General features: G+C 71.0%; 19 protein-coding genes. 5 read left to right on the top strand and 14 right to left on the bottom strand.

The annotated features are described in order from the left end of the window. Positions 1 to 158 precede the first annotated feature (158 nt). Positions 159 to 584, top strand: coding sequence for an SCP2 sterol-binding domain-containing protein (locus OG259_RS05790; protein ID WP_328941207.1), 426 nt, complete (start codon positions 159 to 161; stop codon positions 582 to 584). A 119-nt stretch (positions 585 to 703) separates the two neighbouring features. Here OG259_RS05790 and OG259_RS05785 read toward each other — a convergent pair whose 3' ends face one another. Next, positions 704 to 2,305, bottom strand: a complete 1,602-nt coding sequence (locus OG259_RS05785) for an AMP-binding protein (protein ID WP_328941206.1) — start codon at positions 2,303 to 2,305, stop codon at positions 704 to 706. Positions 2,306 to 2,808: 503 nt separating this feature from the next. Here OG259_RS05785 and OG259_RS05780 point away from each other — a divergent pair. Then, on the top strand, positions 2,809 to 3,507 hold the full coding sequence (locus tag OG259_RS05780) for a response regulator transcription factor (RefSeq protein ID WP_328941205.1): 699 nt from the start codon (positions 2,809 to 2,811) through the stop codon (positions 3,505 to 3,507). On the opposite strand, the gene OG259_RS05775 is transcribed toward OG259_RS05780, so the two are convergent. Next, on the bottom strand, positions 3,467 to 5,869 hold the full coding sequence (locus OG259_RS05775) for a heavy metal translocating P-type ATPase (RefSeq protein ID WP_328941204.1): 2,403 nt from the start codon (positions 5,867 to 5,869) through the stop codon (positions 3,467 to 3,469). The genes OG259_RS05780 and OG259_RS05775 overlap by 41 nt on opposite strands. After that, complete coding sequence (locus tag OG259_RS05770) at positions 5,866 to 6,096, bottom strand: hypothetical protein (RefSeq protein WP_328941203.1); 231 nt, start codon at positions 6,094 to 6,096, stop codon at positions 5,866 to 5,868. Before OG259_RS05770 ends, OG259_RS05775 begins: the two co-directional genes overlap by 4 nt. A 299-nt stretch (positions 6,097 to 6,395) precedes the next feature. Here OG259_RS05770 and OG259_RS05765 point away from each other — a divergent pair, with 299 nt between their 5' ends. Then, complete coding sequence (locus OG259_RS05765; protein ID WP_328941202.1) at positions 6,396 to 7,226, top strand: PP2C family protein-serine/threonine phosphatase; 831 nt, start codon at positions 6,396 to 6,398, stop codon at positions 7,224 to 7,226. A 54-nt stretch (positions 7,227 to 7,280) separates the two neighbouring features. Further along, positions 7,281 to 8,294 carry an MASE1 domain-containing protein gene (locus OG259_RS05760; protein ID WP_328941201.1) on the top strand — a complete coding sequence of 338 codons (1,014 nt, stop codon included), beginning with the start codon at positions 7,281 to 7,283 and terminating at the stop codon, positions 8,292 to 8,294. 374 nt (positions 8,295 to 8,668) lie between these two features. Here OG259_RS05760 and OG259_RS05755 read toward each other — a convergent pair whose 3' ends face one another. The 11 genes from OG259_RS05755 to OG259_RS05705 all read right to left on the bottom strand — a co-directional run bounded on the left by OG259_RS05755 (position 8,669) and on the right by OG259_RS05705 (position 20,884). Further along, the gene (locus tag OG259_RS05755; protein ID WP_328941200.1) at positions 8,669 to 11,875 is read right to left on the bottom strand and encodes a glycosyl hydrolase family 95 catalytic domain-containing protein; all 3,207 of its coding nucleotides are present in this window, start codon (positions 11,873 to 11,875) and stop codon (positions 8,669 to 8,671) included. Positions 11,876 to 12,162: 287 nt separating this feature from the next. Beyond that, positions 12,163 to 12,858: a FadR/GntR family transcriptional regulator gene (locus OG259_RS05750; protein ID WP_328941199.1), complete on the bottom strand. Its 696-nt coding sequence runs from the start codon at positions 12,856 to 12,858 to the stop codon at positions 12,163 to 12,165. Between the two features lie 39 nt (positions 12,859 to 12,897). Further along, positions 12,898 to 13,767 (bottom strand): amidohydrolase family protein, encoded by an 870-nt coding sequence (locus OG259_RS05745; protein WP_328941198.1) that lies wholly within the window; start codon positions 13,765 to 13,767, stop codon positions 12,898 to 12,900. Beyond that, complete coding sequence (locus OG259_RS05740; protein ID WP_328941197.1) at positions 13,764 to 14,075, bottom strand: L-rhamnose mutarotase; 312 nt, start codon at positions 14,073 to 14,075, stop codon at positions 13,764 to 13,766. Before OG259_RS05740 ends, OG259_RS05745 begins: the two co-directional genes overlap by 4 nt. Next, the gene (locus OG259_RS05735; protein WP_328941196.1) at positions 14,072 to 14,722 is read right to left on the bottom strand and encodes a LutC/YkgG family protein; all 651 of its coding nucleotides are present in this window, start codon (positions 14,720 to 14,722) and stop codon (positions 14,072 to 14,074) included. Before OG259_RS05735 ends, OG259_RS05740 begins: the two co-directional genes overlap by 4 nt. Further along, positions 14,719 to 16,194 carry a LutB/LldF family L-lactate oxidation iron-sulfur protein gene (locus OG259_RS05730; protein ID WP_328941195.1) on the bottom strand — a complete coding sequence of 492 codons (1,476 nt, stop codon included), beginning with the start codon at positions 16,192 to 16,194 and terminating at the stop codon, positions 14,719 to 14,721. The genes OG259_RS05735 and OG259_RS05730 overlap by 4 nt, the downstream gene beginning before the upstream one ends. Beyond that, positions 16,191 to 16,931, bottom strand: coding sequence for a (Fe-S)-binding protein (locus OG259_RS05725; RefSeq protein ID WP_328941194.1), 741 nt, complete (start codon positions 16,929 to 16,931; stop codon positions 16,191 to 16,193). Before OG259_RS05725 ends, OG259_RS05730 begins: the two co-directional genes overlap by 4 nt. After that, complete coding sequence (locus tag OG259_RS05720) at positions 16,931 to 17,923, bottom strand: aldo/keto reductase (protein ID WP_328947004.1); 993 nt, start codon at positions 17,921 to 17,923, stop codon at positions 16,931 to 16,933. The genes OG259_RS05725 and OG259_RS05720 overlap by 1 nt, the downstream gene beginning before the upstream one ends. A 2-nt stretch (positions 17,924 to 17,925) precedes the next feature. After that, positions 17,926 to 18,687, bottom strand: coding sequence for an SDR family NAD(P)-dependent oxidoreductase (locus tag OG259_RS05715; protein ID WP_328941193.1), 762 nt, complete (start codon positions 18,685 to 18,687; stop codon positions 17,926 to 17,928). Beyond that, positions 18,684 to 20,021 (bottom strand): L-fuconate dehydratase, encoded by a 1,338-nt coding sequence (locus OG259_RS05710; RefSeq protein ID WP_328941192.1) that lies wholly within the window; start codon positions 20,019 to 20,021, stop codon positions 18,684 to 18,686. The genes OG259_RS05715 and OG259_RS05710 overlap by 4 nt, the downstream gene beginning before the upstream one ends. An 11-nt stretch (positions 20,022 to 20,032) precedes the next feature. Then, complete coding sequence (locus OG259_RS05705) at positions 20,033 to 20,884, bottom strand: fumarylacetoacetate hydrolase family protein (RefSeq protein ID WP_328941191.1); 852 nt, start codon at positions 20,882 to 20,884, stop codon at positions 20,033 to 20,035. Positions 20,885 to 21,271: 387 nt separating this feature from the next. On the opposite strand from OG259_RS05705, the gene OG259_RS05700 reads away from it, so the two are divergent. Further along, positions 21,272 to 22,315 carry a sugar ABC transporter substrate-binding protein gene (locus tag OG259_RS05700; protein ID WP_328941190.1) on the top strand — a complete coding sequence of 348 codons (1,044 nt, stop codon included), beginning with the start codon at positions 21,272 to 21,274 and terminating at the stop codon, positions 22,313 to 22,315. The last annotated feature ends 69 nt before the right edge of the window (positions 22,316 to 22,384 follow it).

Below are 22,384 nucleotides of genomic sequence, written 5' to 3'. Positions count from 1 at the left end.
GTCGTTCGTGCCTCGCCGGACGTCCGTTCGGAGTGGCCGATCGGCGTCGCCGGTGGTGCTGTGGCACGGACGTCCCGTTGGCCCTGTGGACGGAGCGCCCGCCGGCGCTAGAAACGAGACCGAGACCGTACGGGACCGTGTGAGACCGAGGGGACTTCGTGAGCGTCTTTCCCAGCACCGAATGGCTGCAGTCGTATGTCCAGCGCATCAATGCTTCGGAGGAGTTCGAGGAGGCGGCGAGCACGTTCGACGCCGAGATCGCCTTCGTCTTCGAGGCCGAGGCGGAGAGCGGGGTTCCCGCCGACATCTGGTGTCACACCGAGTTCGGCGGCGGCAAGTGCAAGTGGGCCGAGTACGACACGGGCGAGGAGAAGGCCAAGGACTCGACCTTCGTGATCCGGGCCCCGTACTCCTCCTGGAAGGGGGTCATCCGGGGCGAGATCGATCCGATCGAGGGCATGCTCGACGGTGATCTGATGGTGACCGGGCATCTGCCGACGCTGCTGCGCTACGTCCGGGCGACGGATGAGCTGGTCTCGCTCGCCGCCCATGTCGCCAGCACGTTCGTGGACGATCCGCGCTGACCCGGCGCGTTCACGGACACGGCCCGGCGGGGCGCCGTCCTCCTCGGACGGCGCCCCGCCGGTTTCGTACGTGGGGCCGAGCGGTCCGGCCAGGCCCTGGCCGGCTCGGTCGGGCCGGGTCAGCGGACCGTGCGGACGACCTCCAGGTCCCCGGCCAGATACAGCTCACGGCACACCCCGCGCTGCTTCTTGCCCGAGGAGGTCTTCGGGAGGGTCGCCGGGCGCACGATCAGCACCTCCGCGGGTGCGTGCTGGGCCGTGGTGCGCAGGACGTCGAAGAGCTCGCGCCCCAGCCGGTCCAGGGACTCCTCGCCGCCGACCCCCTCCGCGACGACGACCATCCGCTCCGTGTCCGGCAGCGAGAACGCGATCACATGACCCGCCCGTACGCCGGGGACCGCCTCGGCGGCGATCTCGTAGTCCTCCGGGTAGAGGTTGCGACCCGCCACGATGATCATGTCCTTGGCCCGGCCGCAGATGTACAGCTCCCCTTCGTGCAGGAACCCGAGGTCGCCCGTGCGCATCCGCCCGTCGGCCAGCTTTCCCTGGCCGTCGAGGGGCCGGCCGGGGCCCGTCCAGTAGCCGTCGGTGACGCCGGGGCCGCGCACCTGGACCTCGCCCACGTGCCCGTCGGGAAGCTCCTGGTCCGTGGGCCCGTGAATGGTGACCGTCGTCCCGGCGAGCGGCCGGCCGCAGGACACCAGCGGCCGGGCCGGCAACGGGTGGTCGCCGCCGTTCGGCACCTCCTGGGGATCCAGGACGCGCGGTGCGGAGCCCGCGGAGTCGGCGCTGACGACGAGCGTGGTCTCGGCCATGCCGTAGGTCGGGCAGAGGCTTCCGGCGGGCATTCCGCTCTTGCCCAGGATCTGAAGGGTCTCCTCGACGATGTCGGCGGTGACCGGTTCCGCTCCGTTGATGGCGACCTTCAGACACGACAGGTCCAGCTCCGCGGGCCGCAGCTGCTGGGCCCTGGCCGCGAGCCGGTAGGCGGAGTTGGGCGCGGCGGTGATCTCCGCACGCCACGCGCTCACCGTCGCCAGCCAGGACGACGGCCGGCCGAGGAAGTTCTCGGTGGGCATGACCACGGTGTGCACACCCTGCGAGACCAGTCCGACCACGGAGACGATCCCCATGTCGTGGTAGAAGGGCAGCCAGCTCACGTAGGTGTGACCCGGGCGCATCTCCAGCGTCTCCATGCAGGACCGCACGTTCTCGATCAACTGCCCCTGCCGGACCGGTACCGCCTTGGACGTGCTGCTCGTGCCCGAGGTGAACTGCAGCATGCCGAGCTGATCGGCCTCCGGCATCGGCGGCGCGGGAGCGGGGCCGCCGGCCGAGGCGGCGTCGAGGGTGAGAACCCGGACATCCGGCAGCCCCACGCCCCGTACGAACTCCGGGCGGTCCGTGATCACAGCGGTGGCCCCGGCGACGGCCGACCGGCCGACGAGCAGACCGCGTGCCTGAGCGCCGTCGCCGCGCTGTTCGTGCGGCAGGACGACCGGCACGGCACCGAGCCGCCAGAGACCGAACAGATTGATCAGCATCATCGGGGAGGTCGGGGCCATGACGCAGACCCGGTCGCCGGGGGCGACACCCGCGTGCCGCAGACCCACGGCGGCCCGTGTCGAGCGTTCGTGAAGTTCCTGTAAGGAAAACCGGGTGACGCGCATGGAACCGTCCAGGATGGAAAGCGACCCGCCGTGTTCGGCCGCCCGGCTCATGGCTTGGGGGATTGATGTCTGAATATTCCCCTCATGGCGGACTGTCATAGCGGCGTTTCCTTCCCTGTGAATTCAGGCATACTGCGACAGGCTAGGTGGATGATCCCGGCCCCGGCAGTTCCTCCGGGGGGCTCGTGTGGGGGTGCCCGATCGGTGCGGCCGCGAGCGTGGCCTTCTGTCGTGGCGAGAAGAGGGGCCGCTTCGGCGCGGCCGGACGCAGGTGGCGAAAACCAATCGGTCGGCTCCGGAAGTCCGTTGGCGGCGTTGCTAGGCAGTGCTTTCGTGGCTACTGTCGTCCGCGTCTACTAGCACCGCGTAGTAGGAGACCGGATCGGCGAATCGCAGCGGACCGGGGGTGAATCCCCGGGCGCATGCGTTTCGCCGTCGTGCCGTCTCGGAGGTTCCGCCCCGCCCTCCACGCGAACGACGGCTCTCCAGAACTGCCATACAACCGCCCATCCCCGGCGGCACCGCAGCCGGTAAGTAGCCAAGGAGTCAGAGCCGTGACGCAGGCAACTCACACCACCCCCCAGGACTACCGGCACAATTCCACGAAGACGCCCGACATCGCGCTCGTCGTCCCCAACGAGATGGCCCGGCTGGGTCTCAAGACCATGCTCTCGGCAATCGACATGCGATGTCTGGTCGAAGCCGATTCATTTGACGCACTGTCGAATAGCCTCGACCGAATACCGGTCGACGTGATCATCATGTCCTGTACGGAGTGTGATCTGGACGTACATGAGGAGTCGCTTCGAGAAGTGGCCGGACGTGGCGTGAAGGTTTTGTTTCTGCTGGAGAGCGCCGCGCAGCACATGATTGCCAGGGCCGCGTGTCTCCCGGTGGACGGATTTCTCATCCAGTCGGAGCTGACCGGAAATACCCTCGACGACGCCATCCGCCGTATTTCCGACGGAGAGATCTCCATGCCGTCCACTCTCGCCCGGGAACTGCTGTCCCAGGTGCGGGACAGGGGAACGGTCAAATCACCGCGCCCCGTCTCCCTGACACCCCGGGAGCAGCAGGTTCTCTCCCTCGTCGCGGACGGTCTGAGCAATAAACAGATCGCCCGCCGGCTCGGCATCTCCGAGCACGGCGCCAAACGGCACGTGGCGAACGTGCTGGCCAAGCTCAACAGTCCCAACCGGACACTGGCGGTGGTCACCGCCCTGAAGGAGGGGCTCCTTCCCGAGCAGGCCTGAGGGCAGGAGACACCGACGCGGCCGGCACTGTCCCGCTCGGCACCGTCCCGGTCGGCACCGACACGGCCGGCACCGTCCCGCTCGGCACCGTCCCGGCCTCGTCGCGGCCCTCCGTCGAGGGGCGCCATGTCCGCAGCCGCAGGCTGTTGGCGACGACGAGGAGCGAACTGGCCGACATGGCCAGCGCGGCCAGCATCGGATTGAGCAGTCCGACCGCCGCGACGGGGATCAGCAGACCGTTGTAGGCGAAGGCCCAGGTGAGGTTGGAGTGGATGACGGCCAGGGCCCGCCTGGCCAGGTGCAGCGCGTCCACCACGACCTCGATGTCGTCCTTCACCAGCGTCACACCGGCCGCACCGATCGCGGTGTCCGTGCCCGTGCCGAGCGCGATGCCCAACTCGGCACGGGCCAGCGCCACCGCGTCGTTGACCCCGTCACCCACCACGGCGGCGGTGCGTCCGGCCCTGCGCAACTCCTCCACCACCTCGGCCTTGCGCTCCGGCGAGGCCGAGAAGTGGACCTCCTCGATGCCCAGTTCGCCGGCGACCGCGTAGGCGGCCCCCCGTCCGTCACCGGTGAGGAGCACCGTGCTGACGCCCATCGCGCGCAGCCGCCGCACCGTCCGGAGACTGCCCGGCCGCACCGTGTCGCCGAGGACGAGCACGGCGGCGACGGCGCCGTCCACCTCCACCACCACGCCCGTACGGCCCATGGCGTCGGCCCGGTCCAGCTCCGCCCGCAGCACGGCCGGCAGGTCCCCGGCCGCCTGCGGGCGCAGCACCCGCACCAGGCGCCCGTCCACCATGCCCTCCACGCCCGTCCCGGTGGTCGCGAGGAAGGACGTGGCCGGCAGGGGAGCGTCGTCGCGCTCCAGGGCCGCCGCCGTCACCGCGCGGCCGATCGGATGCTCGGAGAGCCGCTCGACGGACGCGGCCGACCGCAGCACCTCGTCCTCGTCCCGTCCGGGCACCGTGACGACCGAGAGCAGCCGCATCCGTCCGGTGGTGAGCGTGCCGGTCTTGTCCATCACCACGGTGTCGATCTGCCGGAGCCGTTCCAGCACCTCCGGCCCCTTGAACAGCACCCCCAGCTGCGCACCGCGGCCCGTCGCGGCGAGCAGCGCCATGGGCGTGGCCAGCCCCAGCGCACACGGGCAGGCGACCACCAGGATGGCCACGGCGGTGGTGACCGCCCCCAGTGCGGTGGCGCCGGCACCGAGCCAGAACGCGAGGACGGCGCCGGCCAGCGCCATGACGGCGGGTACGAAGACCCCCGCGACCCGGTCCGCGAGGCGCTGCGCCCGTGCCTTGCCCGCCTGGGCGTCGGCGACCAGCGAGGTGATCCGGGCCAGCTGGGTGTCGGCCCCGACGGCGGTGGCGCGCACCACCAGGCTGCCGCCGATGTCGAGGGTCCCGCCCATCACCCGGTCGCCGGGGCCCACGTCCACGGGAACGCTCTCCCCGGTGAGCATGGACAGATCGAGGGCGGCACGGCCGCGGACCACCACCCCGTCGGTGGCGACCCGTTCGCCAGGGCGCACCAGGAACCGCTGCTCCGGAAGGAGCTGTTCGATCGGGATGAGCCGCTCCCGCTCGGGGGCGCCGTCCGCCGCGGACGGCGGATCGTCGAGGACGGTGACGTCCTTGACGGCGAGTTCGGCCAGGGCCCGCAGCGCGGATCCGGTCCACCGCCGTGCCCGGTCCTCCAGGAGCCGCCCGGTGAGGACGAACAGCGGCACTCCGACCGCCGCTTCGAGGTAGATGTGATCGTCGCCCGCATCCGCCGTGAGCGAGAACGGCATCCGCATCCCGGGTTCTCCGGCGTCCCCCAGGAACAGCGCGTACACGGACCAGGTGTAGGAGGCGACGATGCCCAGACTGACGAGCGTGTCCATGGTCGCCGTGCCGTGCCTGAGCCCCCGCAGCGCGTTGCGGTGGAAGGACTCGGCGCCCCACAGCGCCACCGCCGTGGCCAGCAGGAAGCAGACCCACTGCCAGTTGTGGAACTGCGAGGAAGGCACCATCGAAAGGACCAGGACCGGCAAGGAGAGCGCGGCCACGATCACGAGCCGGACGAGCCGGTCGGCGTCGTCCGCGGCTTCGGCCCCGGCGTCCCGCGATGCCGTGGTCCCCTCGCCGACCGGCTCCGCCGTGTACCCGGCCTTCTCGACCGCGGCCACCAGCTCGGTGACCTCCACGAGCGGCGGATGCAGCACGCGGGCGCGGCCGGTGGCGAAGTTGACCCCCGCTCTCACTCCGTCGATGCGGCTCAGCCGCTTCTCCACCCTGGCCACGCAGGCCGCGCACGTCATGCCGCCGATGGCGAGGTCCGTCGCCACCAACTCCGCGGTGTCGGTGTTCATTTCCGCTCCAGTCCCGCGCCGTGCTGCCCCGTCTCGTCCCGCGGTGGGCTCCAGCCCGGGCGCAACTCGGGCGGGACCGGCCCCACGAGCCGGCCGGCCGCGTAGGAGACGGCGAAGAGCAGAGCGAGCAGAAGGAGGAAGCCGGAGGACTTCACCAGGACGCCGTTCCCTCCCCGCCGCGCTGTCGTGGTGCGCAGGAGCTGTCCTTGCCGATGGTCTGCATCCATGACAAGTCAGTCGTGATCCGGGCCCCCGGAGTTCCGGACTCCGCCGCCTTCGGTGCGGGATGCGGTCGGGACTCGGAGACCGGGAGGGACGGGTCCCGGCGCTGGGTGGCCGAGCGGACGTCGGTCCAGGGCGAGGTCGTCTGCCCGCCGGGACGGCACCGCCCCGGCCGACAGAGCCCGGCATCCGTCGGCACGACACCCGCGGCACCCTCTCCGGCCTGCGGTTTCACCCCTGTGGAGGCAGGCGGCAGCGGCGGCTAGGGTGAGGTGAGGAGTGTGTGGGAGAGCCGGGAGCCGTGATGCGCGGACACCGTTCCGAGCCGCCCGAAGGCGTGCAGGAACTTCTGGTCGCTCTCGGGCAGCTCGTCGATCAGGCCCTGGAACGGATCGAGAACCAGCGGGCCAGGGTCGAGCTGGCCGTGGCTCTGCAACGCCATATGCTCCCGCCCGGGCTTCCGGAGTTGCCCGGACTGCGCCTGGCCGCCAGGTACGCGCCCTCACGGGACGGCCTGGACGTGGGCGGAGACTGGTACGACGCCTTCGTCATGCACGACGGGTCACTGGGGCTCACGATCGGCGATGTGCAGGGTCATGATGTGGAGGCCATCGCCTTCATGGGCCAGGTGCGTACCAGCCTGCGCGCCCTCGCGCAGGCGACGAGCGACACCCGGGAGGTACTGGGCCGCGCCAACGATCTGATGATCGCCATGGGGAGCGGCCTCTTCGCGACGTGCTGCTTCCTGCGCTTCGACCCGGCCAGTCGCGATCTGACGGTCTCCAGGGCCGGCCATGTCCCGATGGTCTGGGCCACGGCCGGAGGCCGCCACGGCATCGCCCTCGACCGCGGTGGGCCGCCGCTCGGCATCGTGCCGGGTGAGCGCTATCCGGTGACCCACCGGCGCCTGACAGAGGCGGGCGTGCTCGTGCTGCTCACCGACGGAGTGGTGGAGGGTCCGCACTATCCGATGGAGTCCGGTCTGGCCGAGGTGGCCGCACTGGTGCGCGCGGGCTTCGACGCCGATCCCGACACGTTGGCCTCGGCCGTCGTGAAAGTGGCCGACCTGACGGGACACCGCGACGATGCCGCGGTCCTCGTAGCCCGGTACGACGGCCCGCACGAGCAGGGCTGACCGACGGCCGTCGCTGAGGTCGCAGGTGGCGAAATCTGAGCGCAGACTGCTGACGTGCGGAGTGCAGAGATCGGTCGTTACGGGTCCACTGCCCTGGGCGTCCTGGCGGTCGCCGCCGTCTACTACGGGGCCGCCCGGGTCGGCCTTCTTCAGCAGCTGGTGCGTGACCAGGTCACCCCTCTGTGGCCGCCGACCGGCGTCGCACTGGCCGGGCTGCTCATGCTCGGGATGCGGGTCTGGCCGGGCATCGCACTGGGTGCGTTCGTGGTCAATGTGTTCCTCGGGCCGTCGTTGCTCTCCGTACTGGCCATCACCGTGGGCAACACCCTCGCGCCGGTCTGTGCCTGCCTGATGCTGCGCAGAGCCGGATTCAGGAACGAGCTGGACCGCCTGCGGGACGTACTGGCACTTGTCTTTCTCGGCGCGCTCGCCGGGATGCTGATCAGTTCGACCATCGGCAGCGGCGCCCTCGTCCTCTCCGGAGCGCTCGATCCGAGCGACTTCTGGCCGACATGGTCGGTGTGGTGGACCGGTGACGCGATGGGAATCCTCGTCGTCACACCCTTCCTGCTGGTGCTGCGCAAGGCCCGGTGGCCGTCGCGGGCCGGGCCCGGCCGCTGGTTCGAAGCGGTGGCGCTGGCGCTCGGCGCGCTGTTCACCACGCTCTTGGCGACGCGCACGCCCCACTCGAGCCTGCTCTTCCTCGTGTCGCCGTTCCTGATGTGGGCGGCCTTCCGATTCCGGCTTGCGGGCGCGGCGCCGTGCGCGCTCATGGTGTCGACGCTCGCGATTCTGGCTGCCGCCGGCGACCGGGGCCCCTTCGTCGGCGACGACGTCTTCGCCAATATGGTCACGCTCCAGGCCTTCAACGGCACGACGGCGCTGACGGCTCTCCTGCTCGCGGCCGTCATCGCCGAACGCGACAGCACGCATGAGGAGATCAAAAGGGTCTGCGCACGGCTCGCGCTGATGGTGGCCCGGATGGAGCCGCCACCCGAGTCGTACGAGATCCCGCCCGAGCACCCGCCGCCCTCGACCGGGAGGTCGTCGAGCACTCCCGGCGGTTGACCCCGCCGAGGAGCACCCGTCGCCGTTCGCGCGCCGGGAGTGCTCGGCTGTCACCGTCGGCGCGGGCCGACCCGCCGTTCTACGCCTTCGACGACGTGCACGCCGTCATGTCCTGCGTCGGTCGGCGCCCACCGTCCGGCCGAGGCCGAGCGGCTCATCGCCGATCGGCAGCGGTGGCTCGCACAGACCGGCGCGGGCACGCCGCAGCAGGCGCCCGCACCCGCGGCCACCGGCGCACGGCGCTCGTACGGACGGGTCCGTACCTCGGTCTCCCCGGCCGACGTGGCGCTGATCCCGATCTGGCTCACCTGCGCGGGGCGACATGCGCCCCTCCCTGGGAGGCGGCTGTCGGAGGAGCGCCGGCCCCGCCGGTGTCACCTGGAAGGCTTGAGCGGCTTCACCTTCCGGGCCGTGCCGTTGACTCGCACCGTGACGTTCCCCCGGTTCCGCGCCCGGTCGGCCACGATCCTGTACGACGTCACCTTCCCGTCCCGCCACTCGCAGCTGACCTCGTAACCGCCACGAGCGCGGAGCCCGGTGAACGAGCCCTTGGCCTTCCACTCGTCCGGCAGGGCCGGCAACAGGTGGACGACGCCGTCGTGGCTCTGCAGCAGCATCTCCGCCACCGCACCCGTGATGCCGAAGTTGCCGTCCATCTGGAACGGCGGGTGGTTGCAGAACAGGTTGGGCAGCGTGTTGTAGGTCAGCAGTCCCCGCAGCATGATCTGGGCGCGCTGCCCGTCGCCGAGCCGGGCGAAGAGGGCCGCCCGCCAGGGCCAGGTCCACGAGCGGCGGCTGTCGCCCGACACGGTCGCGGCCGTGAAAGGGACACCCTCCCGCTCGCCGCAGCGTGCTTTGAGCGAGACGAGGGCCGCGGCGGCGAATTCCGGCGTCCTCGGGGTGATCTGACGCCCCGGGTAGACCGCGAAGAGGTGCGAGGTGTGGCGGTGGATGTCGGTGGGGCTGTCGATGTCCTCCTGCCACTCCTGCAGCTGACCCCACCGGCCGATCCTGTTCGGCGCGAGCCGCGCCTGCATGTCCGCGACCTTGGCCCGGTAGACAGGATCCGTGTCGAGCACCGCCTCGCAGTCGAGGTAGTTCTGGAACAGGTCCCAGATGAGCTGCTGGTCGTACATGACGCCGTCCTCGCGCGGACCGTGCTCGGGCGACCAGCCGTCCGGCGAGACGAGGAGTCCGTCCTCGCGCTCCTCGAGACGGTCCTCCCAGAACTCGCAGATCTCCTTGATCATGGGGTGGGCGACGGTACGCAGGTAGCCGAGATCCTGGGTGAACGCCCAGTGCTCGTACAGGTGTTGCGCGTACCAGGCGCTCGCGACGGTGTTCCACTCCCACGCGTTGCCGCCGAAGATGCTCTGGCTGGTGCGGGCGGTCCAGCCGCGCGTGTCCTGGCCGAAGGCGTTGCGGGTCGCCACCCGGCTGGGTACCGCCACCTGCCGGATGAACCCGACGAGCGCCTCGTGGCACTCCGGCAGGTTCGTCGTCTCGGCTCCCCAGTAGTTCATCTGGACATTGATGTTGGTGTGGTAGTCGGAGGCCCACGCGGGCTGGTTGCTGTCGTTCCAGAGGCCCTGGAGGTTGGCGGGGAGGCCGTTCGGGCGAGAGGAGCTGATCAGCAGGTACCGGCCGTAGCCGAACATCGTCTGCTCGAGTTCCGGGTCCGCCCCGCCCGCCGCGTACCGCGCCAGCCGGGACTTGGCCGGCAGAGCGACGACGGCGGCGTCGGAGGTGCCCCAGTCCACGGAGACGCGGTTCATCAGGGCCCGCGTCCCGGCTGTGTGCTCGTCGCGCAGTGCGCCGTAGGAGCGGGCCGCCGCCTTGCCGAGGGTTCTCTGCACGACCGGGGCCGGATCGGCTCCGCGCCACCCGGCGGCGGCGTCGAGCTTGTAGTCCGTGCGGGCGTCGAGGAGCAGGGTCAGGGTCGTGCAGCCGCTGAACCGGAGCACCGAGCCGTCGGCGCGGAAGGTGCCGTCGGTGTGTACGGCCTGGACGGCGCAGGCGTGCTTGAGGCCGTTGCCCATGACGCCGGAGAAAGCGATCCGCCGGGCGTCGGCGTCGACCGTCGTCGGGGTCTCGTCCTGTGCGGACGTCAGCGCGATGGCTCCGGAGAGTCCGCCGACTCTGTCCGACGTGTACCGGAAGACCATGACGTCCGCGGACCGGCCGGCGAAGGCCTCCCGCAGCACGCGCCGTCCCGGCGCGCCGAAGCGGGTGACGTGGACGCCGTCCACGAAGTCGAGGGCACGCTGGTAGTCGACGACCGCGCGCCGGGTGCGCGTGTCGAAGCCCGCGCCTTCCAGCGCGATCTCCGCGATCTGCAGGCCGGTGGAGGAGGCTCCGGGAGTCAGAGTGAGCCGGTAGCTGCGGTAGGCCGTGGTGTCGGTGATCCGGAAGGTCCGGGTCTCGCCGCGGCCGGCGAAAGGCGCTCCCGGGTTCTGCGTATCGAGGGTCACCCAGGCGTCACCGTCCTTCGACGCCTCCAGCGCCCATCGCCCGGGGTCGTCCTGCGGACGGTCGCCGGCCGCTGTCAGGGCGTACGAGGCGACGACGACCGCGCGTGCCAGGTCGATCTGCCAGACGACCGCCGGCGCGGCCGCGTCGACCCGCCAGACGGTGGCCGGGTCGCGGTCCACCGAGCACGAGAGGTCCGTGGCCGTGCGGCCGGTCCCCGCGCCGGATCCCTCGGCGTGCCCGCTCGGCGACGAGACGTACATCGCATCGCCTGCGAGATCGACACCGGTCAGCCCGATCTCGCTCACCTGGAAGTGACTGACACCTGCCTTGGGGACGAAGTCGAACCGGTAGAAGCGGTAGGCCCCGGCGTCGCCACAGGTGAACTGCTTCGTCTGCAAGCGGCTGTCGAAGGGTGTCGCCAGGGTGCGGCTGTCCAGCGTGGTCCACTCGGCGCCGTCGACGGAGCCGGAGAGCGTCCATTCCTGCGGGTCGCGCTGGGGCACGTCGTTGGCGCTCGTCAGGCGGTAGGACGGGACCGGGACCGGCTCGGGAAGCTCCACCTGCCACTGCACCCTCGAACCGGGCGCCTCGATGCACCACTTGGTGCCCGAGTTGCCGTCGCAGGTCTTGTCGACCCCTTCCGACGAGGAAGTCCGGTACGGTCCCCCCGGGGCCGTGACCTTGGGGGCGGGCGTGAAGGTGACGACGACGTCACCGAAGTTCCGGTACGAGCCGAAGCCGGTCATGCCGGTGTCGAAGGCGCTGTCCGGCTTGCCCGCGAGGGCGTTGTCGTAGTCGTTGAGGCCGCCCCACAGGCTCTGCTCGTTGAACTGGATGCGCTCCACATGAGGATCGGCGAAGAGCATGGCGCCGAGTCGGCCGTTGCCGATCGGGAGGGCCTGCGACTGCCAGTCCGTGGCGGGGGCGGTGTACCTCAGCGCCTTCCGCGACAGGGTCGGCCACTGGACGGGGGGCGGGGCGTCGGTGCCTGCTGCGGACGCCTGGGCGACCGCTGTACCGCCGGTCAGCTGAGTGACCAAGGGCGCGAGGGCGAGGGCGCCGCTGAACTTGAGAAGGCTTCTGCGCTTGGGTTCGTTTTCATGGATCACGATGAGATCTCCCGGCCAAGTCATCGGCTCTTTCGCGGAGAAAGTGGCAGCCGCGTCTACGTTCTTCGAGGGCGCAGCCATCATTTCCACTGAATAGATCGGATGTCTAGGGGCATGCGGCGTCGACTCATCGCACACGGATGGACACAGAACGTGACGGGTCCGGGGGTGGGGCGAGCCGCATCCTGGCGCAAGCAGGCGATGGCCCCCGAAGGGAACGGCGTTCTGGAGGGCTACGAGCGGCGCACCGGCACGACCTCGGGGTCGTACGGCCGCGCCGGACCGGGTCAGGCGTGTGCGGACCCGTCCACGCCGAGGGTCTCGCGCAGCCACTGCTCGACCTCGCCGACGTGCACCGTCGCCCACGCCTGCGCGAGTTCGGGCCTGCGGGCGGCGATGGCCTCGTAGATCGCCCGGTGCTGCTGCTGGGTTCGCGCCACGGCGCCGTCGTCCGCACGGCCACGCCACACCCGGGCGCGAGCGGTGGGACCGGACAGGCCCTCGATCAACGACGCGAGCACCGCGTTGCCCGAGCCCGCTGCCAGGCGGCGGTGGAACTCGAAGTCGTTGTCGATCAGGGCGTCCAGCGACGGGTTGTCGTCGAGTCGGTCGAGGACCTCGCCGAGCGCGGCGACCTCCTCGTCCGACATCGCGCGGGCGGCCATGGCGGCGGCGGCCGGTTCGAGGACACGCCGGACTTCCAGGATCTGCAGCACGGTGTCGTCCTGCTGGAGGTCCGCCACGAAGGTCAGCGCGTCGAGCAGCAGGTCGGGTTCCAGGCTCGTCACGTACGTGCCGTCGCCCTGGCGGACGTCGAGGACCCGGATGAGCGAGAGCGCCTTGACCGCCTCGCGGAGCGAGTTGCGGGAGAGACCGAGCCGCACGGCCAGGTCGGCCTCGCGCGGAAGCTTGGAGCCCGGGCCGAGTTCACCGCTGACGATCATGGCTTTGATCTTCTCGATCGCCTCATCGGTGACTGGCACGACCTCGCCCCTCTCGAGTTCTGGTCCGTGCAGGATAGGTCACTCCCGCGGGTGGGGCCCAAAGCCGTAGACATCGATTGCGTTGTCGTGGAAGACCGCGTCCCGCTCCGCCGGGCTCAGCCGATCGGTGAGGCGTTCGGCGGTCCGGACGACCTCGCCGTATGTGGCCTGGAGCGTGCAGACCGGCCAGTCCGAGCCGAAGAGCAGCCGTCGCGGGCCGAAGGCGTCCAGGACGGTGTCGGCGTACGGAGCGAGGTCCTCGACCAGCCATGTGCCGGGGGCGGCCTCGGTGACCATGCCGGAGAGCTTGCACACGGTGTGGGGCAGGGCGGCCAGACGGCGTACGGCTGCTGCCCAGGGTTCGAGAGCCCCGCTGCCGATCGGCGGCTTGCCGAGGTGGTCGAGAACGAAGGTCAGCCCGTCGAGCCGTGCCGCCGCCTCCTCGCAGGCGGCCAGTTGATCCGGCGTGACGACGAGGTCGTAGGCGAGCCCGGCGTCGGCGACGGCGGCCAGTCCGCGCTGTACGTCGGCCCGCAGCAGCCAGTCGGGGTCCTTCTCCTCCTGCACCTGGTGCCGGACGCCCACCAGCCGTTCACCGCCCGGTCCTTCGCGCAGAGCGGCGATGGCGTCGGCGATGCCGGGGTCGGTCAGGTCGGTCCAGCCGACGACGCCGGCGATGAGATCGCTCTCCGCGGCGATGGCCAGGAGCTCGGGCGTCTCCTCGGGGACACAGACGGTCTGGACGACGACGGTGGCGGCCACGCCGGCCGCTCGTGCCTCGGGGGCGAGGTCGACCGCCGAGAACGAGCGGGCCAGCGGTGCGAGCGCCTCGCCGGTGATCCAGGGCTGCGGGCGTACCGCCAGGTCCCAGACGTGGTGGTGCGCGTCGATGATCTGCCGGTCGGTCACAGCTGCCACACCACCGGAAGTCCGGCTCCGGCCCCGTGCTCGGAGTAGTCGTGGGTCACGTCGAGGAGGTCTGCCATCCGCGCCTGCCAGGCGACGTTGACCGGAAGGTGTTCGAGCTCGCCGAGCAGGCGGGCGTAGTCCTCGCATTCGAGGAGGTGGAAGAGCTCGTTGCCGCTGCGCCAGATCGTCCAGGAGTCGACCCCCACTGCCCGGATGGCGGCGGTGAGTTCCTCGGGCACCCCCCGGTGCGCGGCCTCGTATTCCTCGATCCGGTCCGCGCGGACGCGCGTGTGCAGGGCGATCCTCATGGCTTCTCCGGGTGGGTGGGGTCGACGACGATGACGTCCAGGGTGCGCGGGCCGTGTACCCCTTCGACGCGGTCCAGTTCGATGTCGCTGGTGGCGGAAGGCCCGGAGACGAACGTGAGCGGCCGGGTCGGGTCGAGCCGGGCGAGGGCGTCGGGGACGTCGGCGGCGATCTGCTCGGCGTACACGACGCACAGATGGTAGTCGGGGATCAGGGTGAGGCTGCGGCGGCCCTGGCCGGGGCCGGTGTCGAGAACGACGGTCCCGGTGACGGCGATGCCGGCCGCCGCCAGGGTGAGCGTCCCGTCCAGCGTGTCCACCTCGGACACGTCCAAGGGTTCCCTGTGCCAGGTCCAGGGGCCGGGAGGCAGCAGTTCGACGGGGAAGCCGCTCGGCAGGGCCATGTGGTCGACACCGCGGGACGCGAGCGTGGCAGCAAGGGCGGAGGGGAGCCCGGCCTCGTCGGTGCGGTGGACGGTGGCGCGGTAATCGGTGACCCGTTCCGCGAACAGCGCGACGAGATCCTCGTCGGGCGCGGTGTGGCTGCGGAGGTAGGCGCGGGGCACGGGTACGTCGTCCGGTGTCTCGTCGGGCGGGACGTCGGCGAGTGCGGCACGGATGCGGCCGAGGACGGCGTCGCGGCTGCTCATCGTTCCCCTTCGTTCCGAGAGCGGTTCTTGCGCCACCAGGTACGGAAGGACTCGGCCGGGGGTACGGGGGTGTCGCGGGTCTCGGACCAGCCGCGCATCGGTCCCGGCAGGCTGCCGATGCGTCCGCGCCGGGCGAGGGCGCGGCCGCCGAGGCTCGCGGCCTTCTGGGCGGCGCCGAGCAGTGCCGGTGAGTCGAGGACGGTGGCGGCGGCCTTCATGGCCAGGGCCTCGGGGGTGGGTGTGCGCCGGTCCGCCCGTTCGGCCTCGACGACCTCGGCCCGCAGGTGGGCAAGGACCTCCGGGATGTCGATCTTCACCGGGCAGGCGTCGTAGCAGGCACCGCACAAGGTGGAGGCGAAGGGGAGGGAGGCGGCGTTCTCGACGCCGACGAGCTGCGGGGTGAGGACGGCGCCGATCGGGCCGGGGTAGACCGATCCGTACGCGTGACCGCCGGTCCGTTCGAAGACCGGGCAGACGTTGAGGCAGGCCGAGCAGCGGATGCAGGCGAGGGCCTGGCGGCCGACGGTGTCGGCGAGGGTGTCGGTGCGGCCGTTGTCCAGGAGGACCAGGTGGAACGCGGACGGTCCGTCCCCGTCGGTGGTGCCGGTCCAGGTGGAGGTGTACGGGTTCATCCGCTCGCCGGTGGAGGAGCGGGGCAGGAGCTGGAGGAAGACCTCCAGGTCGGACCAGGTGGGGACGACCTTCTCGATGCCCATGACGGTGATGAGGGTCTGCGGAAGGGTCAGGCACATCCGGCCGTTGCCCTCGGACTCCACCACGACGACGGTTCCGGTGTCGGCGACGGCGAAGTTCGCGCCGGAGACGGCGACCTTGGCGGTGAGGAACTTCTTCCTCAGGTGGTGGCGGGCCGCCTCGGCGAGTTCGGCCGGGTCGTCGCCGAGACCGTCGGGTGCCGGCTCCCCCCAGCGGCTCATCTCGGAGGCGAAGAGGTCCCTGATCTCGGAGCGGTTCTTGTGGATGGCGGGGACCAGGATGTGGGAGGGGCGGTCGTCGCCGAGCTGGACGATGAGTTCGGCGAGGTCGGTCTCGTACGCGGTGATCCCGGCGTCGGCGAGGTGCTCGTTGAGTCCGATCTCCTGGGTCGCCATCGACTTGATCTTCACGACTTCGCGTTCGCCGGTGGCCCGGACGAGGTCGGTGACGATGCGGTTGGCCTCGGCGGCGTCGGACGCCCAGTGGACCGTGCCGCCCGCGTCCGTGACGGACTCCTCCAACTGCACGAGGTAGCGGTCGAGATGGCGGGCGGTCCGCCTTTTGATCGCGGCGGCCGAAGTCCGCAGCTCTTCCCAGTCGTCCAGCTCGGAGGCGACGGCGAGCCGCTTGTCACGGATCGTGGACGTGGCCCGCGCCAGGTTGGCGCGCAGCTGGGAGTCCTTGAGCGCGCTTCTGGCGGCGTCGGGGAAGGGGGGCGAGCCGAGCCAGACGACGCCGCGGTCCGTGGGCGCGCTCATCGTGTGCCTCCTGCGGTGGCGGCGAGGATCTCCGCCAGGTGCACGGTCCGTACGGTGCTGTCCTGGCGGGACAGTCCGCCGCCGATGTGCATCAGGCAGGAGTTGTCGGCGGCGCACAGCACCTCGGCGCCGCTGTCCAGGATTCCCCTGGTCTTGTCGGCGAGCATCGCGCTCGACGTCTCGGCGTTCTTGAGGGCGAAGGTGCCGCCGAAACCGCAGCAGGAGTCGGCGGCCGGGAGGTCGACGAGCTCGATGTCCTCGACCGCACGCAGGAGCTGATGAGGCCGGTCGCCGAGGCGCAGGCCGCGCAGGGAATGGCAGGTGGGGTGGTACGTCACCCGGTGCGGGAACCGTGCGCCGACGTCGGTGACTCCCAGCACGTCGACGAGGAATTCGGTGAACTCATGCACGCGGGGCACCACTTCGGCGACCGTCCGCTGGAGCGCGGCGGATCCGTGGTCCCGGGCGAGGACGGGGTGCTGGTCGCGGATCATGCCGGCGCAGGACGCGGAGGGCGTGACCACGGCGTCGTACCCGTCGAAGGTCCGCGCGAAGCGGTCCACCAGGGGAACGGCCTCCGGCCGGTAGCCGGTGTTGAAGTGCATCTGCCCGCAGCAGGTCTGCTCCTGCGGGAAGTCGACGGTGTGGCCGAGACGTTCGAGGACGGTCACCACGGCCCGACCGGTGTCCGGGAACAACGTGTCGTTGAAGCACGTGAGGAAGAGGGCGACGCGCATCAGCCCGCCTCCCCGGGGGTCGGGACGTCCGCGGGCAGCAGCCCGCGTTCCTTGAGTTCCGACCACAACGCGTCCGGGACGGGGTGGCCGAGCATGGCGGCCGCGTCGCGGGCCTCGGCGGCGCTGCGGGTGCCGACCAGGACACTCGCGACGGCCGGGTGTCCGAACGGGAAGCGGAGCGCGGCTGCCCGGAGCGGCACCCCGTGGCGCTCGCACACGGCCCTGAGGTCCAGGGCGCGGGAGAGCAGGTCGGGGGGTGCCGTCGTGTAGTCGAACGTGGCCCCGGGGCGAGGGTCGGCGAGCAGGCCGGAGTTGAACGCGCCGCCGATGACGACGCCGACTCCACGCGCGGCGGCGAGCGGCAGGAGTTCGGTGAGGCCGTCCTGGTCGAGGAGCGTGTAGCGGCCGGCCAGGAGGACGGCGTCGAGGTCGGTCTCGCGGACGAAGCGGGCGAGCGGCGCGGCCTGGTTCATGCCCACGCCGATCGCGCCGATCCTTCCCTCGTCCCGCATCCGGGCCAGCTCGGGGTACGCCTCGCCGAGAGCCTGGTCGAGGTGGTCGTCCGGGTCGTGGAGGTAGGCGACGTCGATGCGGTCGAGGCCGAGCCGTCGCAGGCTGTCCTCGATCGACCGGCGTACGCCCTGGGCGCTGAAGTCCCAGCGCCTGCGGTGCGTGGCGGGCACGGCGAAGCCGTTCGCGAGGTCGTCGCCCGGGGCTCCCCGCGTCGGCTCCAGGACGCGGCCGACCTTGCTGGACACGACGTACTCGTTCCGGGGGCGGGAGCGCAGGGCTGCGCCCAGGCGCCGTTCGGACAGGCCGAGGCCGTAGTGCGGGGCGGTGTCGAAGTACCGTACGCCCGCGTCCCAGGCCGCGTGGACGGCCCGCTCGGCCTCGGCGTCGGTGACGGCGGTGAACAGGTTGCCGATCGCGGCCGCGCCGAAGGCGAGCTCGGTGACCCGTACGGTGCTGCGGCCGAGTGCGTTCTGGTCCAGGGTCAAGACTTCGGCTCCGGTCGCAGACGCAGTCCGGCCATGCCGCCGTCGACGGCGAGGGCGGTGCCCGTGGTGCTGCCGGCGGCGGGGGAGGCGAGGTAGGCGATGGAGGCGGCGACCTCGTCGGCGGAGACCAGCCGTCCGGTGGGCTGGCGCGCTTCGAGTGCGATGCGCTCCGCGGCGGGGTCGTCGGCGGCGCCGAGAAGGCGGCCGACCCACGGGGTGTCGACGGTACCGGGGTTGACGCAGTTGACCCGGATGCCTTCACGGACGTGGTCGGCGGCCATGGCGAGGGTGAGGGACAGCACCGCGCCCTTGCTGGCCGAGTACAGCGCGCGCTGCGGCAGGCCGGCGGTCGCGGCGATCGAGCAGGTGTTGACGATCGCGGCGTGTGCCGACCGCCGCAGGTGCGGCAGGGCGGCCCGGGTGGTGCGGACGACGCCGAGGACGTTGACGTCCAGGACGACGTGCCACTGCGCGTCCGGGTTGTCCTCGACGGTACCGGCGGCCCCGATACCGGCGTTGTTGACCAGGATGTCGATGCCACCGAGAGTCTCGGCTGCCGCCTCCACGGCGCGGCGCACCGACTCGTCGTCGGAGACGTCGGCTGTGAAGCCCCGCAGGGGAGCGGGGACCCCGCTCGGGTCGAGGTCGAGGACGGCGACGTCCGCTCCGCGCTCGGCGAGCAACCGGGCGGTGGCTAGGCCGATGCCCGAGGCACCGCCGGTGACCAGGGCGGTGAGCCCCGCGAGTTCGGTCGTCATGCGCGTCCCTCCGTGTCCTCGGCCGCGTCGGCGACCCAGAAGGCGCCGTGCGGGAAGGTGTACGTGTCGATGGTGGCCTGCTTCATGGCGGCGGAGAAGCCGGGCGTGGTGGGGGCCCGGTAGTGTCCGCGGTCGATCACGACCGGGTCGAGGAAGTGCTGGTGGAGGTGGTCGACGAACTCGACGACCCGGTCCTGGGTGGTGCCGGAGAGCGCCACGTAGTCGAACATCGACAGGTGCTGGACGAGTTCGCACAGTCCGACGCCACCGGCGTGCGGGCACACGGGGATGCCGAACTTGGCGGCGAGCAGCAGGATGGCGAGGTTCTCGTTGACACCGGCGACGCGGGCGGAGTCCAGCTGGAGGACGTCGACGGCGCCGGCCTGGAGGAGCTGCTTGAAGACGATGCGGTTCTGGACGTGCTCGCCGGTGGCGACCTTGACCGGATGGACGCCGCGTCGGATGGTGGCGTGGCCGAGGACGTCGTCCGGGCTGGTGGGTTCCTCGATCCAGTACGGGTCGAACTCGGCGAGCGCGTTGGTCCACTCGATCGCCTGGTCGACGTCCCAGCGCTGGTTGGCGTCGATCGCCATGCGGATGTCCGGTCCGACGGCTTCTCGGGCGGCGCGGCAGCGGCGCATGTCGTCGGCGAGGTCGGCGCCGACCTTGAGCTTGATCTGGGTGAAGCCGTCCGCGACGGCCTTCTCGGCGAGGAGGGTGAGCTTCTCGTCGGAGTAGCCGAGCCAGCCGGGAGAGGTGGTGTACGCGGGGTAGCCCTGCCGCAGCAGTCCGGCGGCGCGCTCGGCCGCACCCTGCCTGCCCTTGGTCAGCAGTTCCAGGGCCTCGTCCCGGGTGAGCGCGTCGCTGATGTACCGGAAGTCGATCTGGCTCACCAGCCACTCCGGGTCGGAGTCGGCGAGGAACTGCCAGACCGGCTTGCCCTCGCGCTTGGCCGCGAGGTCCCAGACCGCGTTGACGACGGCGCCGATCGCCATGTGCATCACCCCCTTCTCGGGCCCGAGCCAGCGCAGTTGGCTGTCTCCGACGAGGGCGCGGTAGAGGTCTCCGGGGTCGGCGCACAGTTCGTCGACGCGCCTGCCGACGACGTGCTCGCGCAGGGCGTCGATGGCGGCGACCTGGACGTCGTTGCCGCGGCCGATGGTGAAGGTGAAACCGTGGCCTTCGTGGTCGCCCGCGGAGGTGCGCAGGACGAGGTAGGCGGCGGAGTAGTCGGGGTCGGGGTTCATGGCGTCGGACCCGTCCAGCTCCCGCGAGGTGGGGAAGCGGATGTCGTAGGTGTCGACTGCAGTGATCCGCGCTGCGGATGCGGACAACTCGGTGCCTTTCACGCGTTGTTGAAGGTCTGGCGCTGGGTGCCGAGGCCGTCGATGGTCAGCTCGACGGTGTCGCCCGCGCGCAGGTAGGGGGCGCCGGGCAGGCCGAGGGCCACGCCGGCCGGGGTCCCGGTGTTGATGACGTCTCCCGGGCGCAGCACCATGTACTGGCTCAGGTACCAGACGAGGTACGCGACGTCGAAGATCATGTTCTTGGTGGAGCCGTGCTGGCGCGCCTCGCCGTTCACCGCCAGGCGCAGCCCCAGGGACTGCGGGTCGACCACCTCGTCGGGGGTCACGAGCCAGGGGCCGAGCGGGTTGAAGGTCTCGCAGGACTTGCCGAGGTCCCACTGGGCGGAGAACTCCAGCTGGAACTCCCGCTCGGAGACGTCGTGGCTGACGGCGTACCCGGCGATGTGGCCGGCCGCCTCCTCCGGGCTCTCCAGATAGCGGGCCTCCCGGGCGACGACGACCGCGAGCTCGACCTCCCAGTCGGTCTTGACCGACCCACGGGGGATCAGCACGTCGTCGTACGGGCCCACGACGGTGGAGGGGTCCTTCATGAACACCACGGGCCGCTCGGGGACGGGCGCACCGGTCTCCTCGGCGTGGTCGCGGTAGTTGAGGCCGACACAGACCACCTTGCCGGGCCGGGCCACCGGGGCCCCCGTCCGCCGGCCGGTGACGTCGAGGCGCGGCAGCTCGCCTCCCGCGAGCGCGCGCCGGACGCGGTCGATCCCGCCCGAGGCGAGGAACGGCCCGTCGATGTCCGTGGTGAGGGTACTGAGGTCGAACGCGGTGCCGTCCTCGCCCAGGACCGCCGGGGTCTCGTCCCCGGGCATGCCGATACGCATCAGCTTCATGTCTCGTCTCCTGTCGTCGCTTCGGGGATCGAGCCCCTCAAGCCGACACATCTGATGAATCCGCGGCGGCATGACCATACGAGCCTCCCTCGCCTCACCGCAAGGAGTCATCCGATGTTTGTCGGTTGTATGGGATGCCCATCCAGCTCCCTCACAGGTCAGCATCCCTGTGCCCGCATGAAGCAACCCCGCCAAGCTCCCTGAAAAGCGGCTTCGTAATTCATCCGAGGTCTCCTCTTGTCAGTCGGGTTTCCGACTCGTAAGGTCCTCGTTGCCCGGAGCCATCCGATGACTCGGGACTCTCCGGTCGTTCCGCATCGCCGGATCACGCCCCCGGCTCCCCACCCCCTCAGGGGCACCCGCACCCCAGCCAAGGAGATCACCACGATGAAGCCTCGCTCCTCCAGAATCGCGGCCACGGCCGCCGCCGTGGCCGTCCTGGCGGGGTTCGCCACCGCCTGCAACCGCGGCAGCGACGCGGCCTCCTCCGGCGGCAAGCCGGCGCTCGGCATCGACCTGCCGCGCGCGGACTCCGACTTCTGGAACTCCTACGCGCAGTACATCGAGCGGGACGCCAAGGGCCAGGGCCTCAACACCCTGCCGGTGAGCAACTCCCAGAACGACGTGACGAAGCTCGTGGCCAACGTCCAGATCTTCCAGAACACCGGCGCCAAGGCCGTCGTCATGGCCCCGCAGGACACCGGCGCGATCGCCTCCACCCTGGAGACGCTCGCCTCGAAGAAGATCCCGGTGGTCAGCGTCGACACGCGTCCCGACAAGGGGGACGTCTACATGGTGGTGCGCGCCGACAACAAGGCGTACGGCACCAAGGCCTGCGAGTTCCTCGGCAAGCAGCTCGGGGGCAAGGGCAAGGTCGCGGAACTCCAGGGCGCCCTGAGCTCCATCAACGGACGCGACCGCTCCGAGGCCTTCGCCGCCTGTATGAAGGCGAACTTCCCCGGCATCAAGGTGATCGAGCTCGCCACCGACTGGAAGGGGGACGTCGCCTCGGCCAAGCTCCAGTCCACCCTGGCCGCCCATCCGGACCTCGGCGGCATCTACATGCAGGCCGGCGGCGTCTTCCTCCAGCCCACCCTCGCACTGCTCCAGCAGAAGGGCCTGCTCAAGCCCGCCGGACAGCCGGGACACATCAGCATCGTCTCCAACGACGGCATCCCGGCGGAGCTCAAGGCGATCCGCGAGGGCAAGATCGACGCGACCGTCTCGCAGCCCGCGGACCTCTACGCCAAGTACGCCCTCCACTACGCGCAGGCCGCCGCCGAAGGCAAGACCTTCAAGCCCGGCCCGACCGACCACCAGTCGACGATCGTCGCCCTGCCCAACGGCCTCGAGGACCAGCTCCCCGCCCCCTTGATCACCAAGGAGAACGTCGACGACCAGGCCCTGTGGGGCAACAACGTCGGCAAGTAGTTCCTCCCGGCCCCCGTGAGCGGCGGCCTGCCGACCACCCGCCGCCGCTCACGGTCCCGACCGCACGCC

The sequence above is a fragment of the Streptomyces sp. NBC_00250 genome (assembly GCF_036192275.1).
GTDB lineage: Bacteria > Actinomycetota > Actinomycetes > Streptomycetales > Streptomycetaceae > Streptomyces.
This window is presented reverse-complemented; position numbering and strand designations above follow the sequence as displayed.

Bases quoted from the DNA above. Each gene is read 5' to 3' on its own strand.
- OG259_RS05740 (WP_328941197.1), bottom strand. From the start codon at position 14,075: ATGAGGATCGCCCTGCACACGCGCGTCCGCGCGGACCGGATCGAGGAA.
- OG259_RS05725 (WP_328941194.1), bottom strand. From the start codon at position 16,931: ATGCGCGTCGCCCTCTTCCTCACGTGCTTCAACGACACGTTGTTCCCG.
- OG259_RS05705 (WP_328941191.1), bottom strand. From the start codon at position 20,884: ATGAAGCTGATGCGTATCGGCATGCCCGGGGACGAGACCCCGGCGGTC.
- OG259_RS05735 (WP_328941196.1), bottom strand. From the start codon at position 14,722: ATGAGCAGCCGCGACGCCGTCCTCGGCCGCATCCGTGCCGCACTCGCC.
- OG259_RS05730 (WP_328941195.1), bottom strand. From the start codon at position 16,194: ATGAGCGCGCCCACGGACCGCGGCGTCGTCTGGCTCGGCTCGCCCCCC.
- OG259_RS05775 (WP_328941204.1), bottom strand. From the start codon at position 5,869: ATGAACACCGACACCGCGGAGTTGGTGGCGACGGACCTCGCCATCGGC.
- OG259_RS05770 (WP_328941203.1), bottom strand. From the start codon at position 6,096: ATGGATGCAGACCATCGGCAAGGACAGCTCCTGCGCACCACGACAGCG.
- OG259_RS05785 (WP_328941206.1), bottom strand. From the start codon at position 2,305: ATGAGCCGGGCGGCCGAACACGGCGGGTCGCTTTCCATCCTGGACGGT.
- OG259_RS05700 (WP_328941190.1), top strand. From the start codon at position 21,272: ATGAAGCCTCGCTCCTCCAGAATCGCGGCCACGGCCGCCGCCGTGGCC.
- OG259_RS05765 (WP_328941202.1), top strand. From the start codon at position 6,396: ATGCGCGGACACCGTTCCGAGCCGCCCGAAGGCGTGCAGGAACTTCTG.
- OG259_RS05715 (WP_328941193.1), bottom strand. From the start codon at position 18,687: ATGACGACCGAACTCGCGGGGCTCACCGCCCTGGTCACCGGCGGTGCC.